Below are 17,601 nucleotides of genomic sequence, written 5' to 3'. Positions count from 1 at the left end.
GACGCGCGCGAGGTCGAGGCGGACCGGGCGTTCCAGGAGATGGGCTTCGACTCTCTCAACGCCGTGGAACTGCGTAACCGGCTGAACGCGTTGGGCGGGCTGAAGCTGGCGAACACCGTGGTCTTCGACTATCCCTCCGTCAGCGCTCTGGCCGGGTTCCTGGACACTCAGCTCACCGACCAGCACACACCCCCACCCCACACCCTGCTCACCACCCTGGGCGGGCTGGAGGAGCGCATCCGGGGCGTCAGGGAGGACGACACGCTGCGAGGGCAGATCACCGAACAGCTGCAGCGACTCCTTGAACTGACCGGCGCCGGTCCGAACGAGGGCCACGACGCCACCGACGACCTCGACTCCGCCAGCGACGAGGAGCTCTTCGCGCTGGTCGACGGAGCCGAGTAACCGTCCACCGGCGGGCGGGCGGCCGACCTGGACGAACGGGCCGGGTCGGCCGCCCCGTACACCCACAGCGTGCGGTACTCGCACGGGGCAGATCGAACACACGACAGAAAGAGGACACCGAACGATGGGCACTGACCGATGGATACGCCGGATGGGGTCGCCGGGATCGAGCGACGTCCGGCTGGTGTGCTTTCCGCACGCGGGCGGCGCCGTCACCTCTTTCACTGGTCTGGCGCGGGCGCTGGCGCCAGACGTCGAGGTGTTGGGAGTGCAGTACCCGGGCCGCCAGGACCGTCACCGGGAGCAGCCGGTCGGGGACATTCCCCGGATGGCCGAGGCGATCGCCGGGGAACTGGGTGAACTCCTCTCCGACGGGCGGCCGTGCGCGCTCCTCGGTCACAGCATGGGCGCGCTCGTGGCGTTCGAAGTGGCTCTGCTGATGCGTGGGGGGCAGGCGTCGAAGGACATCACGCGCCTCTTCGCCTCCGGCCGCGTCGCGCCGGCTGGGGGACCGATCCCCGGAGACCTGGTGACCGGGGATGAACTGCTGACCGAACTGCAGCGGATGGGGGGCATCGGCGCGGACGTCCTGAACGACCCCGAGGTGCTCGCGATGATCATGCCGGTGGTGGAGGCCGACTACCGGGCGCTGGCCGCGTACCGCATGACTGCCGGCTCTTCGCTGGACTGCCCGGTGACCGTGCTGACCGGAGACGCGGACCCGGTCGTCTCACCGGAAGAGGCGGCACGGTGGCAAGACATCACCTCGGCCCCCACGCAGCTGCACGTCTTCCCGGGGGGCCACTTCTATCTCCAGGACCAGATCGCGCAGGTCGCGGCAGTGGTGCGGGAGTCACTTCTTCCCGGCTGACCCTGCGCCGACCGCCCAGGGTCAGCCGGCAGCAGGCTCGTACGTCAGGTTGTGCGCGGCGCACAGCTCATAGAGGTTCTCCTCGAACACCGGCTCGAGGTCGCTGTAGGCGAAGTCGAGCTGGCCGAGGATCTCCATGCACAGCAGGCCGTAGAGCTTGATCCAGCTCGACAGGAACATGTGCAGGGCCTCGGGCGGAAGGGTGCTGTTCGTCCGGGCCGAGTAGTCGGTCATCTGCTGCTGAATGGACGGCGCCAGGTCGGCGAAGGGCATCACCGGGTATGGGGCCTTCTTCCACACCTCCCCGAGCTGGTCGAGGAAGACGCTCTCGAACCGCTGTCCCGCCTGCTGCCGGGGCGACTCCCCGTCCGGCTTGGCCGCCGACGTCACCGGGCTCGCGAACAGCCAGCTGAACTCGTTGGGGTGTTCGAGGGCCCAGGCGCGCATCGCCCGGCACGTCAACAGCAACCTCTTGCCGGGACGGTCGGGCGGGCAGGTGTCCCGCGCCGCCATCATCGTCTCGGTCAGTTCCTGGTAGAAGTCCGTGATGATCGCCTCGACCAAGGCGTCATGGCTGTTGTAATAGCGGTACACGGCCGGGCCGCTCATGCCCATCTCCCGGGCCACAGCATTGATCGTCACTCCGGACGGTCCGTGCTCGCACAGCAGCTGACGGGCCGTCGTGCGGATTTCGAGAAGTGTGGCCTGTCGACGTTGTTGCACCCGAGGGCTTGCCGTTTGCTGGCCCATGGTTCTTCCTCGCAGTTGTCGCCATTGACGTGGTAGCTGGCCTATGGTTTGTTACAGTGATTAACTTAAGTCAGCGCCTAGAAATACTACTGAGTGCAGCTTGAGCTGTCCACAGTCGAGGTGTGGAGTAACGATGCTGAACAGGTCCGAGGACTGGCGGTTCGCGGTGGCTGCCCTCGTGCTGGTGGCGGGGGGTGTCTGGGGTGTCTCCCGGGCGCTGTCCGTGAGAAACGCGCAGATCGCCCGGCTGATCGACGTGCTGGACGCGGCGGTCGGCGGCGAAGCCGTGAGTCAGGGGCGCCTGCAGGAGGTGGGGCGGCGCTGATCCGGGCCAGCTGCGGCCCGACATCGAGAGCCGGCGCGCGGTCATCCCCCGAACGCTGCGCGCCCTCGCCCGTCGGCCCCCGCCGACGGGCGGAATACCGGGGTTGTGAACGGGGTTTCAGGCCCCCACGGTCAGCGACGAAAACCCGGTCGGCCACCGTTTGCTGTCGCGATATCGCTCAGGGCTCGATGCCGTACGTCCTGATGCCACCTGCCGCCTGCTGAAGGCCGGCTCATCGAATCCCGTCCGCGGTGCGTCGACTGCCGCCGGACCCGTATGGGCCCCGGCGGCACCGGACTTCACTCGTCAAGAATTCTCGCCATCAACGCGTCGGCGCGGGTGCGCGGCATGCCCGCCGCGCAGAGCAGGGTGACCGTGGTGGCGCGGCCCGCCTCCTCGGGGCGCACCTGCCCGTTGTTGGTGGCCTCCATCACCGAGAACAGCACGCCCTCCAAGACGTAGCGCAATCCCTCCGCCGGCAGCGGCGACGAGAACGACCCGTCCTCCAGGGCGCGTTGGATGAGCCGCGTACCGGCCTCGTGGACGGCGCCCAGGCGGTCGCGGATGCCCTTCATCGTGAGGCTCTGCTGCGCGAGGGAGAGCAGGAGGCGATAGCGGTCGACGACCTCCCAAACGGCGAGAAGCGAGCGGGCCAGTGCCTCGGCCGGCTCCGTTACCCCCTCGCGGCCCGCGGAGTGGGCCTGCTCCACCGCCTCGATGGCCTCCCCGATGATCGCCTCGACCAGCGCTTCGCGGTTGGGGAAGTGCCCGTACATCGTGCGCCGCGACAGGCCGGCCGCGAGGGCGATCTGGTTCATCGACGCCTCCGGGGTGCGCAGCAGCTCGGTGAGGGCGACCTCGAGGATGTGCCGGCGGTTGGCTTCGGCTCTCAGGCTCGATGCGTGTGGTTGCATCCCCCTAGTTTTACATCTGTGTGCAAGTACGGCTACATTCACACCTGTGTGCAACTAGTCGTCACGCTGCCCCGGACCCGCTCACAGGCCGTCGCGGGGCCGCATCGAGAATGGAGGGGGATCCGTGCCGTTTATCGTCAACGAGCCGGTCGAGCGGATGAGCAGGCCCTATGCCCGACGCTGGTGGGCTCTGCTGGTGCTCTGTCTGAGTCTGATGATCTCCGTCATGGCGAACACCGCCCTGACGGTCGCAGCACCGGCCATGACCCGGGATCTTGATCTGTCCAGCTCCGACCTCCAGTGGGTCATCGACGCCTACACCGTCCCCTATGCCGCCCTGATGTTGTTGCTCGGAGCGATCGGTGACAAGTACGGCCGTCGTGGTTCGCTGGTGGTCGGGCTGTTCATCATGGCCGCGGGAGGTGTGGCCGGCTCCTTCGCGGACACCTCCGTCCAAGTCATCGTCGTCCGCGCGGTCATGGGCCTCGGCGCAGCCATGATCATGCCCGCGACGCTGTCGCTGCTCGCGGCGGTCTTCCCGCGCGAGGAGCGGGCCAAGGCGATCACCATCTGGGCGGCGACCTCCGGGCTCTCCATCGCCGCCGGTCCGCTGATCGCCGGTGTACTGCTCAAGGACAACGGCTGGGAGTCCACGTTCCTCATCAACGTTCCGGTGTGCGCCGTCGCCATCCTGGCGGCGTACGTCCTGGTGCCGCCGTCGAAGGCCGGTGACCGCGGCCGGATCGACTACGGGGGCGGCGTGCTCTCGGTGGTCTGGTCCGGCGCCCTCATCTACATGATCATCGACGGCCCCCACTTCGGCTGGGGCGCTTCGGCGTTCACCGCGGCGGCGATCGCCGCGCTCGGCCTGCTTCTGTTCGTCTGGTGGGAGCTGCGCCACCCGCGCCCGATTCTCGATGTGCGCAAGTTCGCCCAGCGCGCCTTCGCCGGTGCGAACCTCGGCGTCGCGGCCTTCTTCCTCGCCGTGTTCGGAGTCTTCTACTACCTCACGCAGCACTTCCAGTTCGTCCTGGACTACGACCCACTGGAGACCGGCGTCCGTATGCTGCCGCTGGCGCTCGGCGTGTTCGTGGGTGCCGCGCTGACCGGTGTGCTGACGCCGCGTCTCGGCGCCCGTGTCATGGTGACGGTCGGCATGGTGGGCGGCACGGCGGCCCTGGCCCTGCTCATCGGCGTGGAATCGGGCTCCACCTACGGGGACTTCGTGGCTCCGCTCGCCCTGCTCGGCGTCTCGCTGGGCCTCACCGTCTCCCCGTGCACGGACACGATCATGGGTGCCTTCCCCGAGTCGGAGCTCGGCGTCGGCGGCGCCGTGAACGACACTTCGCTCGAACTCGGCGGATCGCTCGGCATCGCGGTTCTCGGCTCGACGCTCGCCTCCTCGTACGCGGCGAACCTCACCGACGCGACCAAGGGGAGCAAGGTGCCGCCGGAGGCGCTGGAGGCCGCGAAGGACTCGGTCGGCGCGGGCAACGCCGTGGCCCAGTCCTTCCAGGACAGGGCGGAACAGCTGACCGAGCAGGCCGCGAAGGCCCCGGCTGCCGACGCCGCCGCGCTCAAGCAGCAGGCGGCGGAGATGGCGCAGGGCTCGTCCCGGATGGCCGACGCGGTCGGCTCCGCCTTCTCGGACGCGGTGTCCCACACGAGCCTGGTCGGCGCGGTCGTCCTCGGAACTGTCGCCGTGGTCGTGGTCGTACTGATGCCCCGGAAGGGCGCCGAGCCGCAAGCGCCCGCCGCGGCGGACACTCGCCCGGTGCCGGAGAGGGCCCCGCTGCCCACGAAGGTCGGCCGGTGAGCCGCGTGGCGCGGCCGGCGCCCGCATTGACCCCGCGTGGGTGAGCCGAACGGGCCACGCTCGACACACGCATGGACCTCGCCCGCGACGGCGGCCCGGAGGTAAAGCTCCTTCCGGTCCGCCGCCGCGGGCGAAGTGCGTTCCGGAATATCGCCGCGCCGACGCCGACCACCGCCCTGCGGCCGCGACGGCGCCTCCGGCACCACCCGCTGGAACAACGCCCACAACTCGTCCGGCACCAGCGTTGACGATCCCCGCCATGACCAACGACCTACCAAGTCATCCACATGGGATGTCCTCTGAGGGAACCCCGCGGTAATGAACCGCTCTGGCCTCCCCTGCGGCGGCGGTTACTGGCTCATGACTGAGTCCGGTTTATGGTCTGCGTGAAATTGGCGCAGCGAAATTCGGCGCGTTCGTCGTCGTGGGGATCAGTAGCGATGCGGAAAAATTGGCGGTTGAATTCCGATGGCTGACGAGAAAGAGCTGCGCGAGTACCTCAAGCGCGCGGTCGTGGACGCGCGCGACGCCCGTCGGCAGTTGCGTGAGGTGGAGAACCGGGCGAGCGAGCCGATCGCGATCGTGGGGATGGCCTGCCGGTTCCCGGGCCGGGTGAGCAACCCGCAGGAGTTGTGGGAGCTGTTGCACCGCGGGGAGGACGCGATATCGCCCTTCCCCGCCGACCGGGGCTGGGACGAGGACGTCTACGACCCCGACCCGGACCGCGCGGGCAAGTCCTATGTGCGCGAAGGCGGATTCCTCGAGGATGCCGCCGATTTCGAGCCGGAATTCTTCGGAATGTCGCCCAGGGAGGCACTGGCGGCGGACCCGCAGCAGCGGCTGCTGCTCGAGACTGCGTGGGAAGCGATGGAGAACGCGGGCGTGGTTCCGGCCGCGTTGCGTGGCAGCCGCACCGGCGTCTTCGCCGGGCTGATGTACCAGGGCTTCGCCGCGAGCTTCCTCGACGACATCCCCCTCGACGTCCAGGGTTACGTCGCGGGAGGTGCGTCCAGCAGCATCGCCGTGGGCCGGGTGGCCTACACGTTCGGTTTCGAGGGGCCGGCGGTGGCCCTGGACACGGCCTGTTCGTCGTCGTTGGTGGGCATCCATCTCGCGGCGACGGCGCTGCGCCGCGGAGAGTGCGACCTGGCGCTGGCCGGGGGTGTGACGGTGATGGCCACCACGACGTCGTTCGTGGAGTTCTCGCGGCAGCGGGCGTTGTCACCCGACGGGCGGTGCAAGTCCTTCGCCGCCGCGGCCGACGGTACTGCTTGGTCCGAGGGTGCGGGTCTGGTGTTGCTGGAGCGGTTGTCGGACGCGCGGCGTCTGGGGCATCGGGTGTTGGCGGTGGTGCGGGGTTCGGCGGTGAATCAGGATGGTGCGTCGAATGGTCTGACGGCGCCGAACGGTCCTTCGCAGGAGCGGGTGATCCGGGAGGCGCTGGGCAGTGCGGGGTTGTCGTATGCGGATGTGGACGCGGTGGAGGCGCACGGGACGGGGACGCGGTTGGGGGATCCGATCGAGGCGCAGGCGCTGCTTGCGACGTACGGGCAGCAGCGCCGTGCGGGGCGTCCGTTGTACCTGGGCTCGCTGAAGTCGAACATCGGTCACAGCCAGGCCGCCGCCGGGGTCGCCGGGGTGATCAAGATGGTCGAGGCGATGCGGCGCGGGGTGCTGCCCAGGACGCTGCACGTGGACGCTCCCACCCCGCAGGTCGACTGGGACTTTGGAGCGGTGGAACTGCTCACCGAGACCACGCCGTGGCCGCGGTCCGACGACGGACCGCGCAGGGCGGGTGTCTCCTCCTTCGGCATCGGCGGCACGAACGCCCACGTCATCCTGGAGGAGGCCCCCCAGGAGGCCCCCCAGGAGGAGCCGAGCGCCGAGCCGCCCGCCGCCACCGGCCTGCCGGTGGTGCCGTGGGTGGTCTCGGGGCGCTCGCCGGAAGGACTCCGCGGCCAGGCGGCGCGGCTGCTGGCAGCCGTGGAAGGGGAATCCGCCCTGGAGCCCAGGGACGTGGCCTGGACCCTCGTCTCGGGGCGGACCGTGTTGGACGCGGCCGCGGTGGTCGTCGGCCGGACCCGGGAGGAGTTGGCGCAGGGCCTGCGAGCCCTGGCATCGGGTACGGCGGACGGCTCGGCGGTGGGGGAGGCGCCGCGATCACGCGGCACGGCCCGTCTCGCCTTCGTGTTCACGGGGCAGGGGGCGCAGCGGCTCGGTATGAGCCGGGAACTGTACGACTCGGTACCCGAGTTCGCCGCGGCCTTCGACGAGGTGTGCGAGGCACTGGACGCGCACCTCCCGCAACCGCTGAAGCACGTGGTGTTCGCGCGGGAGGGCTCGGAGCAGGCCGAGCTGCTGGACCGGACGGAGTACACGCAACCGGCTCTGTTCGCCCTGGAGGTGGCGCTGTTCCGGTTCCTCGAACGGATCGGCGTATCGCCCGACTTCGTCGCCGGTCACTCGGTGGGCGAGGTGGCGGCGGCGCATGCGGCGGGCGTCCTGTCGCTGGCGGACGCGAGCCTGCTGGTGACGGCACGGGGCCGGCTGATGGGCTCGGCGCGTGCCGGCGGGGCGATGCTCGCCGTCCAGGCAGACACGGAGAAGGTCACCGGTGACCTGGCCGGGCTGGAAGGCCGGGTGTCATTGGCGGCGGTCAACGGTCCGGACAACGTGGTGGTCTCCGGCGACGTCGAGGCGGTCGAGGGCCTGGAGACGCGCTGGCGTGCGGAGGGCAGGCGGGTACGCCGCCTGCGGGTGAGCCATGCCTTCCACTCGCCGCACATGGACGACGTACTCGACGAGTTCGAGCAGGTCGTCAAGGGGCTGTCGCTGCGGGAACCGCGGATTGCGCTGGTGTCCACGGTGACCGGGAAGACGCTGACCGCGCAGGAGGCGTGTGCGCCGGGCTACTGGGTGCGGCAACTGCGCGAGACGGTGCGGTTCTTCGACGCGGTGCGCACCCTGGAACAGGAGGGCGCCACCCTCTTCGTCGAGCTAGGCCCGGACGCGGTCCTCAGCGCCCTGGTCTCGGCCGGGGCCGAACGGAGCCCTGGCCTGGTGGCACCGGCGCTCCGGGCCGACCGGCCGGAGGGGGAGACACTGGCGACGCTCATCGGCCTGCTGCACACGCGCGGTCGGCGCGTCGAGTGGCCGCGAGTGCTGCCCGGTGCTGTCCGGGTGGATCTGCCGACCTACGCCTTCCAGCGCAAGCGGTACTGGCTGGAGGCGGAGTCCCGACGCGGGGACGCGGCCGGTCTCGGCCTCACCAGCGCCGGGCACCCGCTGCTCGGCGCCTCGGTGCCGGTCGCCGACCAGGAGGAGGTACTGCTCACCGGCCGCGTCTCCCGCCGCACCCACCCCTGGCTGGTTGACCACACCGACCTGGGCAGGTGCGTACTGCCTGCTTCGGTGTACGTCGAACTCGCCGTTCGCGCGGGCGACGAGACGGGCTGCACCCTGCTGGAGGAACTCTCCCTGGCCAGGCCGCTGACGCTGCCGGAAACGGGCGGGCTCCAGATCCAGGTCCGCGTCGGAGCACCCGACCAGGAGGGCCGCCGCGGCGTCACCGTTCACGCCCGGCTCGACACGGGAGACCCCGGGCACGCCTCGGACCACCCGTGGAGACTCGGCGCCCGAGGAGTGCTCACGGCCGACGGGCCCGCACGGACCCCCGCGCCGACCGAGGAATCAACCGGAGAACCGGGCGCTGCGGGGCACAACAGCGCAGCGAGGACGACCGAGGTGCGCCTGCCCGAGGACCTGCTGGCCGAGGCGGGGCGCTACCACCTCCACCCCGTCCTGCTGGATGCCGCACTGACCGCGTCCTCGGCCCCCGCGCCACGCGGGACGGGAGACGCCGCCGTCCCGGCCGTCTGGCGCGATGTACGGCTGCACGCCGTGGGCGCCGACACCGTGCGCGTACGGTCGGTCCGCGTCGACGACGACATCGCCGGGCTGGAACTCCTGGACCCCGGGGGGCGGCCGGTGCTCGGCGTCGGATCGCTCACCTACCGGACCGTTTCCGAGGAGGAGTTCGCCGCCGAGCCGCCCGGCGAGGCGCTGTCCGCGATCGAGTGGATCCCCTGCGACGCGACTCCGCGGCCCACGGCTCGTTGGGCGGTGGTCGGCGCCGAGGTCCCCGGCGTCCCCCGCTTCGACGACCTCGCCGCGGCCGCGCGGGCCGCCGCGGCGGACAGAACGGCCTTCGAGCTGCTGCTCGTGCCGTGGACCTCTACGGGCGACCTGGGCGAGGGCACGCGCCGGGCGCTCTCCTTCGTGCGGGAACTGCTGGCCGAGGACGCGCTGCGAGGCATACCGGTCGTGGTGCTGTCCCGCGACGCGATCGTGGCGGACCGGGACGACGCGACGCTCCTGGACCTGGAGGCGGCGGCCGTCCGCGGTCTGCTGCGCACCGCGGGCGCCGAAGGCGTGGACGGCCTCGTCCTGGCCGACACCGACACGGACACCCCGCCGCTTGACTTGCTGGTGTCGGCTGCGCGGGCCGGTGAGCTGGAAATGGCGGTCCGCGAGGGCCGGGTGCTCGTGCCCCGGCTACGTACGATCCGGGCCGCCCCGACTGTCGCGGCCGCTACGGCTGTCCCACAAGCCCCGACGGCCCCGGACCGGCCGACCGGACAACCATGGACGCCGAACGGCACGGTCCTGGTGACCGGCGGCACGGGAACCCTCGGAGCCGTACTGGCCCGGCACCTGGTGGCGGAGCACGGCGTCAGAAACCTGCTGCTGGTGAGCCGCCGCGGCGCCGACGCGCCGGGAGCGGACGAACTGGCCGCCGAACTGGCCGCGTCCGGCGCCCACGTGACGTCGGCCGCGTGTGACGCCGCGGACCGGGAGGCGCTGGCCGCGGTGCTGGCCGCGATCCCCGACGACCGCCCGCTGACCGCGGTGGTGCACGCGGCCGGGGCGCCGGAGGACGGCATGCTGTCCGCGATGACGCCGGAACAGCTCGACCGGGCTCTGCGGCCGAAGGCCGTCGCGGCCCACCACCTGCACGAACTCACCCGGCACCTGGACCTCACCGCATTCGTCGTCTGTGCCTCCCCGGCCGGCACCTTCGGTGCGCCTGGCCGGGCGAACACGGCGGCGGGCGACGCGTACGTCGAGGGCCTGGCCCGCCACCGCAGGGCGCTCGGGCTGCCCGCCACCGCCGTGGCCTGGGCTCCGTGGGAACGCGAAGGCGTGGCGCGGCACCCCGGCCCCGACCTGCTCAGGCCGCTCACCGCGGATCAGGCCCGCGGCCTCTTCGACCGGGCGGTCGCCCTCGGCACGGACCCGGGCGGTGCCGCCGCGGTGGTCGCCGGCGTCGTGGACCGGGCCGCGCTGCGCGGCCATGAAATCGTACCGCCCGCGCTGCGCGACCTGGCCGACGGTCCGGCGCGCAGGACCGCGAGCACCGCGGGCGGCGAGGCGGACGCCACCACGCTGACCGACCGGCTCGTGGGCCTGGCCGGCACGGAACGCGAGAGGCTCGTCCTGGACCTGGTGCGTGCGGAGACCGCCGCGGTGACGGGACAGCCGAACCTGCACGCCATCGCAGCGGCGCAGGCGTTCCAGGAGATGGGGATCGACTCGCTGGCAGCCGTGCAACTGCGCAACCGCCTGACGGCCGCCACCGGGCTCGGCCTCGCGGCCACCCTGGTATTCGATCACCCCACCCCGCGCGACGTCGCAGGCCATGTACTCCAACGGCTGGCCCCGGCCGAGGCCGACGTGTCCGCGCAGGTCCTGTCCGAACTGGACCGCATCGACACCCTGCTCGCCGCGGTCTCCGAGGACGAACGGCACCGGCAGATGGTCCGGCGCCGCCTCCAGAGCATGGCGTCCAGGCTCGGCGCCCCGGCCGCGGACACCGACCACACGGACGAGCCGGCCTCGGCGGCCCGGATCGAATCCGCTTCGGTGGACGAGTTGTTCGCCCTCATCGACACCGAGCTCTCCGGCCCGCCGACCGATCACCAGACTTCCTGACTTCTTGACTTCCTGAAAGGGATACCGAGGCGATGTCCAACGAAGACAAGCTCGTCGACTACCTCAAGCGGGTGACGTCCGACCTCCAGGAGACCCGCAGGCGGCTGGCCGAGCGGGAGGCGGCCGACGACGAACCCGTCGCCATCGTGGGCATGGCCTGCCGCTACCCCGGCGGCGTCGCCTCACCGGACGACCTGTGGAACCTGGTCGCACAGGAGGCCGACGCGGTCTCGGAGCTGCCGCACGACCGCGGCTGGGACATCGAGAGGATCAAGGAGAAGAGTTACTCGGTCGAGGCGGGCTTCATCCACGAGGCCCCCTTGTTCGACCCGGGGTTCTTCGGCATCTCCCCGCGCGAGGCCCAGGCGATGGACCCGCAGCAGCGGCTGCTGCTGGAGGTCTCCTGGGAGCTGTTCGAACACGCCGGGCTGGACGTCACCACGCTCAAGGGCAGCAGGACCGGTGTCTTCGTGGGCATCGTCGAGGAGAGCTATCTCGGGCTCAACGCCCCCGAGGAGTTCGAGGGCTACCTCATGACCAGCAAGCTCAGCAGCGTCGCCTCCGGCCGGATCTCCTACACCTACGGCTTCGAGGGGCCCGCGGTGTCGCTCGACACGGCCTGTTCCTCGTCCCTGGTCGCGATGCACTCGGCGATCCGGTCGCTGCGCTCCGGCGAGTCGGCCCTGGCCGTCGCCGGGGGAGTGACGGTGAGCTGCGACCCCGGCGGCCTCATAGACTTCGCCCGGCAGCGGGGTCTCGCCGCCGACGGGCGGTGCAAGTCCTTCGCCGCCGCGGCCGACGGTACTGCTTGGTCCGAGGGTGCGGGTCTGGTGTTGCTGGAGCGGTTGTCGGACGCGCGGCGTCTGGGGCATCGGGTGTTGGCGGTGGTGCGGGGTTCGGCGGTGAATCAGGATGGTGCGTCGAATGGTCTGACGGCGCCGAACGGTCCTTCGCAGGAGCGGGTGATCCGGGAGGCGCTGGGCAGTGCGGGGTTGTCGTATGCGGATGTGGACGCGGTGGAGGCGCACGGGACGGGGACGCGGTTGGGGGATCCGATCGAGGCGCAGGCGCTGCTTGCGACGTACGGGCAGCAGCGGCGTGCGGGGCGTCCGTTGTACCTGGGCTCGCTGAAGTCGAACATCGGTCACAGCGTTGCCGCCGCGGGAGTCGGCGGCGTGATCAAGATGGTCGAGGCGATGCGGCGCGGGGTTCTGCCCAGGACGCTGCACGTGGACGCTCCGACCCCGCAGGTCGACTGGGACTCCGGAGCGGTGGAACTGCTCACCGAGACCAGGCCCTGGCCCGAGACAGGGGCACCGCGCCGGGCCGCCGTCTCCTCCTTCGGCGTGAGCGGCACCAACGCGCACGTGGTGCTGGAGGAAGTGCCCGAGGAAGTCGCCGGGGCATCTGGCCCGGAGCCCGCCGCCACCGGCCTGCCGGTGGTGCCGTGGGTGGTCTCGGGGCGCTCGCCGGAAGGACTCCGCGGCCAGGCGGCGCGGCTGCTGACGGCCATGGAGGGGACGTCCGCCCCGAATCCCCGGGACGTGGCCTGGTCGTTGGTGTCGAGCCGCGCCACCTTCGAGGACCGCGCGGTCGTCACCGGCACCTCGCACCACGAACTGGTCGCCGGCTTGGGCGCGTTGGCCCGCGGCGAGTCCGCGCCGGGCGTCGTGCGGGGCACCGCCTCCGCAGCCGCAGGCCGAACAGTGTTCGTACTGCCGGGCCAGGGCACGCAGTGGACGGGCATGGCCGTGGGCCTGCTCGATTCCTCGGCGGTGTTCGCCGAGCGGATGCGGGCGTGCGGCCGTGTGCTCGCCGAGTTCGTGAACTGGGACCTTGAGGGCGTGCTCCGAGGGACGCCGGGCGCGCCGACGCTGGAACGCGTCGACGTGGTGCAGCCGGTGTCCTGGGCGGTGATGGTGTCCCTTGCGGAGCTGTGGCGCTCCTACGGGGTGCGACCGGCGGCGGTGGTGGGCCACTCGCAGGGCGAGATCGCGGCCGCGTGCGTGGCCGGCGCGCTGTCCCTGGCGGACGGGGCCCGCGTGGTGGCCCTGCGGTCGCAGGCCATCGCGGCCGGCCTGGCCGGCGCCGGCGGCATGGTCTCGGTGGCGCAGGCGCAGGCGGACGTCGAGACCCGGCTGGCGCGGTACCCGGGCCGGCTGGAGGTCGCCGCGCTGAACGGTCCCACGTCCGTCGTGGTGGCGGGCGACCCGGACGCGCTGGAGGAGCTCCTCGCGCAGTGCGAGGCCGAGGGCGTACGCGCCCGGCGGATCGCGGTGGACTACGCCTCGCACACCTGGCACGTGGAGCGGATCGAGGACGAACTGGCCCGGGTGCTCGCCGATGTGCGGCCCAAGGACTCCGAGGTGCCGCTCTTCTCGACGACGACCGGCACATGGCTGGACACCTCCGCGATGGACGCCGGCTACTGGTACCGGAACCTGCGCCAGACGGTGCGTTTCCAGCCAGCCGTCGAGTCGCTGGCCGCTGCGGGCTTCGGTACGTTCATCGAGGTCAGCGCCCACCCGGTGCTGACCACGAGCATCCAGCAGACGCTGGAGAACACGGTCGGGCCACAAGCCCCTGCCGTGGTGGCGGGAACCCTGCGCCGCAACGAGGGCGGCCCCGGCCGGTTCCTGGCCTCGCTGGCCGAGGTGTGGGCGCGGGGCGTGGACGTCGACTGGGCCGGAGCTCTCGCCGGTGAGGGCACCCGCCGGGTGGACCTGCCGACCTACGCCTTCCAGCGCAAGCGGTACTGGCTCGACGAGCAGGCCCCTGCCGGGGACGCGGCGAGTCTCGGGCTCACCCATGCCGGGCACGCGCTCCTGGGCGCCGCGGTGCCGGTCGCCGACGGGGACGAGGCCCTGCTGACCGGGCGGATGTCCCGCGCCACCCACCCGTGGCTCACCGGTCACACGGTCCGCGGCACCGACGTCGTGCCCTCCTCCGTCTTCGTCGAACTCGCCGTCCGCGCGGGCGACGAGACGGGCTGCACCCTGCTGGAGGAGCTCACCCTCACCGCCCCGCTGGTGCTGCCGGCGAGCGGCGGGCTCCAGATACAGGTCCGCGTCGGCGCCTGCGACGACACCGGCCGCCGTACCGTCACCGTCTCGGCGCGCACCGACGCCGTCGACACGCTCTGGACGGTCCACGCCTCGGGTCTCCTCGCAACCTCACCCGCGACCGACGCAACGGGCATCCCGGATTGGCCGCCGTCCGGCGCCGAGGAGATCACCCTGGACGACGAATCCCCCGACGCGGCCGGGCACGGCCCGGTGAACGGGGGCCGCACCGCGGTCTGGCGCAGCGGCGAAAGTCTGTTCGCCGAAGTGAGCCTGTCCGACGGACTCCACTCCGGTTGCGCCTACTTCGGTCTGCACCCGGCTCTGCTGGACCTGGCCGCCCGGCTCTGGGAGCTGACCGAGGAGCCGATCGGCGCCCCCACGCCGATCGCCGACTGGCGAGGGGTGCGCCTGCACGCCACCGGAGCCGCCGCCCTGCGCGTGCGGCTCGACCGGGTCGCGGACGGCTTCACCCTGCTGGCGGCGGACCGCGCCGGACACCCCGTCCTCAGCGCCGAGCGGATCACGCCGCGCGGGGTCAGCGCGCGCGCGCTCGGCACAGCGCTCAAGCACGGCTACGACGGCCTGTTCGAGACGGTCTGGAACCCGCTGCACGGCATACCCGACGCGACGGGCACCCCACGCTGGGGCCTCCTCGGCGACAGCACGGCCCCCACCGTGCCCGGCGCCCGCCGTTTCGACGACGTACACGCCGTCGCCCGTGCCGGCGAACCGCTGGACGCCGTCCTCCTCGACCTCACCGCGCCCCGGCAGCCGGTGTCCGGTGCCGAGGTCCCCGGCTCGGTACGCGCCGCGGCGCACCGGATGCTCGCACTGCTCCAGGAGTGGCTGGCACAGGAGCGGCTCGCCACCCTTCCGCTCGTCGTGGCGACCCGAGGAGCGATGAGCCCCCTGGGGGAGGGGGCGGTGGAGCCGGGGGCGGCCGCGCTGTGGGGCCTGCTGCGCTCGGCACAGTCGGAGGCGCCCGGCCGGTTCATGCTGGTCGACCTCGACGGCGACCCCCGCTCCGCGGCCGCACTGCCGGCGGCCCTCGCCTCGGGGGAGCCGCAGACGGCGATCCGCGGCGGCGAGATCCTCGTACCCGGGCTGCGCCGTGTCGCGCCACCCGCCACCACGGACACCGACACGGGCGCCGACCGCAACCGTTGGCGGCCCGACGGCACGGTCCTGATCACGGGTGGTACCGGCTCCCTGGGTGCCCTGTTTGCCCGGCAGTTGGTCGTCGAGCACGGGGTGGCGCGGCTGCTCCTCGTGAGCCGCCGGGGGCCGGACGCCCCCGGGGCCGACGCGCTGCGCCGGGAACTGACCGCTCTCGGCGCCGAGGTGGAGATCGCTGCGTGCGACATCGCCGACCGGGAGGCCCTGGCGGGCCTGCTGGCCACCGTGCCCGCCGACCGTCCGCTGACCGGTGTCCTGCACACGGCCGGTGTCCTGGACGACGGGCTGCTGTCCGACCAGACACCCGCGCGGCTCGACAAGGTCATGCGCCCTAAGGTCGACGCGGCATGGCACCTGCACGAACTCACCCGAGACCTGGACCTGACGGCGTTCGTCCTCTTCTCCTCCGTCGCCGGTGTCATCGGCGGCGCCGGTCAGTCCAACTACGCGGCAGCCAACGTGTTCCTCGACGCCCTGGCCGAGCATCGCGCCGCCGCGGGGCTCGCCGCCACCTCCGTGGCCTGGGGTGTGTGGACGCAGGACAGTGGCATGACCGGACACCTGGGCGAGGCCGACCTCAGTCGCATCGCTCGCGGCGGCTTCCGCCCCATCGGACAGGAGCAGGGCCGGGCCATGCTCCACACCGCGCTGCGCCTCGGGACACCCGCCCTGGTGGGCATGCCGCTCGACGCGGCGACCCTGCGCGAACGGCCCTCGCAGGTACCAACCGTGCTGCGGAGCCTGCTGCGCACCCCGGTGCGCCGCGCGGCCCAGAACGTCGACAACGGCTTCGACACCCTGCTCGGCCGGCTGACCGGCCTCGAGGAGAAGGAGCAGCTGCGCCGGGTGCTCGACCTGGTCCTGGCCGAGACCGCCACTGTGCTCGGGCACACGAGCACGGACGGCATCCGGCCCGAGCAGCGCTTCCCGGACCTGGGCTTCGACTCCCTCACCTCCGTGGAACTGCGCAACCAGCTCATCGCCACCACCGGCTGCCGGCTCCCGGCCACGGTGGTCTTCGACCGGCCCACGCCGACCGAACTCGCGGTCTTCCTGCGGACGGCCCTCCTGGAGCGGATCGGGGAGCAGGTCTCCGACTCGCGCCACGAGGTGGACTTCGCGGCCGAGATCGACCTGCCCGCCGACATCGTCCCCGCGCCGGAGGTTTCGTACGAGGTCACGAACCCGCAGGAGGTGCTACTGACGGGCGCCACCGGCTTCCTGGGCGCCTTCCTGCTCCGCAACCTGATGCGCGCGGGACACGTAAGGGTGCACTGCCTGGTGCGCGGCGCCGACGAGGAGGCGGCGCGGGAGCGGCTGCGGGCGGGCCTGGAGTGGTTCCGGGTCTGGGACGAGATCGACCCCGCCCGCCTCGGCGTCGTCGTCGGCGATCTCGCCGCGCCGCGGCTGGGCCTGGACGAGGAGGAGTTCGACTCCCTGGCCAAGCGCGTGGACGCCGTCTACCACGCCGGTGCGACCGTCAACTGGCTCTACCCGTACGCGGAGCTGAAGGCCCCCAACGTCTCCGGCACCGTCGAGGTGCTGCGGCTGGCCGCACGCCACCGCTCGGTGCCCGTCCACTATGTGTCGACCACGGGCGTCTTCGCCGGCGGCGAGCCCGGAGGCGCGCCGCGCAGGCCGGAGGACCCGACCGCGCCCGTCGAGTCGCAGCCCACCGGCTACGTGCAGAGCAAGTGGGTGGCGGAGCGGATCGTGGGCCTCGCCGCGGAGCGGGGGCTGCCGGTCACCGTCCACCGGGCGGATGTCATCTCGGGCGACCGGGACCGGGGTGCCTGCCAGACCAGCGACTTCGTCTGGCTCAGCCTCAAGGGCCTGGTCCAGGCCGGGGCCGCCCCCCAAGGGCTCGGCGGAAGCGTGCATTTCGTGCCGGTCGACTACGTGAGCGCGGCCATCGTCGCCCTGTCCCGGAAGAAGGAGGCCGCCGCCCAGACCTTCCACCTCTTCAACCAGAGCGGGGTGACCTTCCAGGACTGCGTGGAGTACCTGCGGGGCTACGGCTACGAGATCGACGACATGGGCCACGACGCGTGGCGCGCCCGCGTGCACGCGGACCGGGACAACGCCATGCTGCCGCTCTTCGACGCCTTCGAGGCGATCGCCCTGAGCGCTGCCGACGGCGCGGCGGGCGTCGACACCGCCTCCACGGAGGCGGCCCTGATCGGGACCGGCGTCGAGTGCCCCCCGCTCACCGAGGAACTCTTCCGCACGTACGTCGACTTCTTCGTGAGCGTCGGCCACTTCCCCGCACCCGGGCAGGGGTGAACCTG

Annotated in this window: 8 protein-coding genes and 1 pseudogene; 6 read left to right on the top strand and 3 right to left on the bottom strand. The window is 71.9% G+C overall.

The genetic code is table 11. The features are described 5' to 3' along the window. Both ACFWM7_RS23105 and ACFWM7_RS23100 read left to right on the top strand, forming a co-directional pair. On the top strand, window positions 1-405 hold a 405-nt coding region (locus ACFWM7_RS23105; protein ID WP_383263432.1), incomplete at its 5' end, for a phosphopantetheine-binding protein. 151 nt (window positions 406-556) lie between these two features. Next, complete coding sequence (locus ACFWM7_RS23100) at window positions 557-1,276, top strand: thioesterase II family protein (protein ID WP_383263430.1); 720 nt, start codon at window positions 557-559, stop codon at window positions 1,274-1,276. Between the two features lie 21 nt (window positions 1,277-1,297). Here the strand turns inward: ACFWM7_RS23100 and ACFWM7_RS23095 are convergent, their stop codons facing one another. Next, window positions 1,298-2,026 (bottom strand): TetR/AcrR family transcriptional regulator, encoded by a 729-nt coding sequence (locus ACFWM7_RS23095; protein WP_383263428.1) that lies wholly within the window; start codon window positions 2,024-2,026, stop codon window positions 1,298-1,300. Window positions 2,027-2,159: 133 nt separating this feature from the next. Between ACFWM7_RS23095 and ACFWM7_RS23090 the strand changes: the two genes are divergently transcribed. Next, a complete protein-coding gene (locus tag ACFWM7_RS23090) occupies window positions 2,160-2,351 on the top strand; it encodes a hypothetical protein (RefSeq protein ID WP_383263426.1) in 192 nt (63 codons plus the stop codon). A gap of 299 nt (window positions 2,352-2,650) precedes the next feature. Here the strand turns inward: ACFWM7_RS23090 and ACFWM7_RS23085 are convergent, their stop codons facing one another. Next, window positions 2,651-3,265, bottom strand: a complete 615-nt coding sequence (locus ACFWM7_RS23085) for a TetR/AcrR family transcriptional regulator (RefSeq protein ID WP_383263424.1) — start codon at window positions 3,263-3,265, stop codon at window positions 2,651-2,653. Window positions 3,266-3,422: 157 nt separating this feature from the next. On the opposite strand from ACFWM7_RS23085, the gene ACFWM7_RS23080 reads away from it, so the two are divergent. Further along, window positions 3,423-5,081: an MFS transporter gene (locus tag ACFWM7_RS23080; RefSeq protein WP_383263433.1), complete on the top strand. Its 1,659-nt coding sequence runs from the start codon at window positions 3,423-3,425 to the stop codon at window positions 5,079-5,081. A 149-nt stretch (window positions 5,082-5,230) separates the two neighbouring features. On the opposite strand, the pseudogene ACFWM7_RS23075 reads toward ACFWM7_RS23080, so the two are convergent. Then, a pseudogene (locus ACFWM7_RS23075) lies at window positions 5,231-5,323 on the bottom strand (IS5/IS1182 family transposase); the annotation flags it as partial. 226 nt (window positions 5,324-5,549) lie between these two features. Here ACFWM7_RS23075 and ACFWM7_RS23070 point away from each other — a divergent pair. After that, window positions 5,550-11,072 carry an SDR family NAD(P)-dependent oxidoreductase gene (locus tag ACFWM7_RS23070; RefSeq protein ID WP_383263422.1) on the top strand — a complete coding sequence of 1,841 codons (5,523 nt, stop codon included), beginning with the start codon at window positions 5,550-5,552 and terminating at the stop codon, window positions 11,070-11,072. 32 nt (window positions 11,073-11,104) lie between these two features. Then, entirely contained in the window at window positions 11,105-17,596 is a 6,492-nt protein-coding gene (locus tag ACFWM7_RS23065) for a thioester reductase domain-containing protein (RefSeq protein ID WP_383263421.1), read from the top strand. Window positions 17,597-17,601: the final 5 nt, after the last annotated feature.

The organism is Streptomyces sp. NPDC058375, assembly GCF_042723425.1.
Classification (GTDB): Bacteria; Actinomycetota; Actinomycetes; order Streptomycetales; family Streptomycetaceae; genus Streptomyces; species Streptomyces durocortorensis.
The sequence above is the reverse complement of the archived record's forward strand: the minus strand, read 5'-3'. Positions and strand labels throughout refer to the sequence as shown.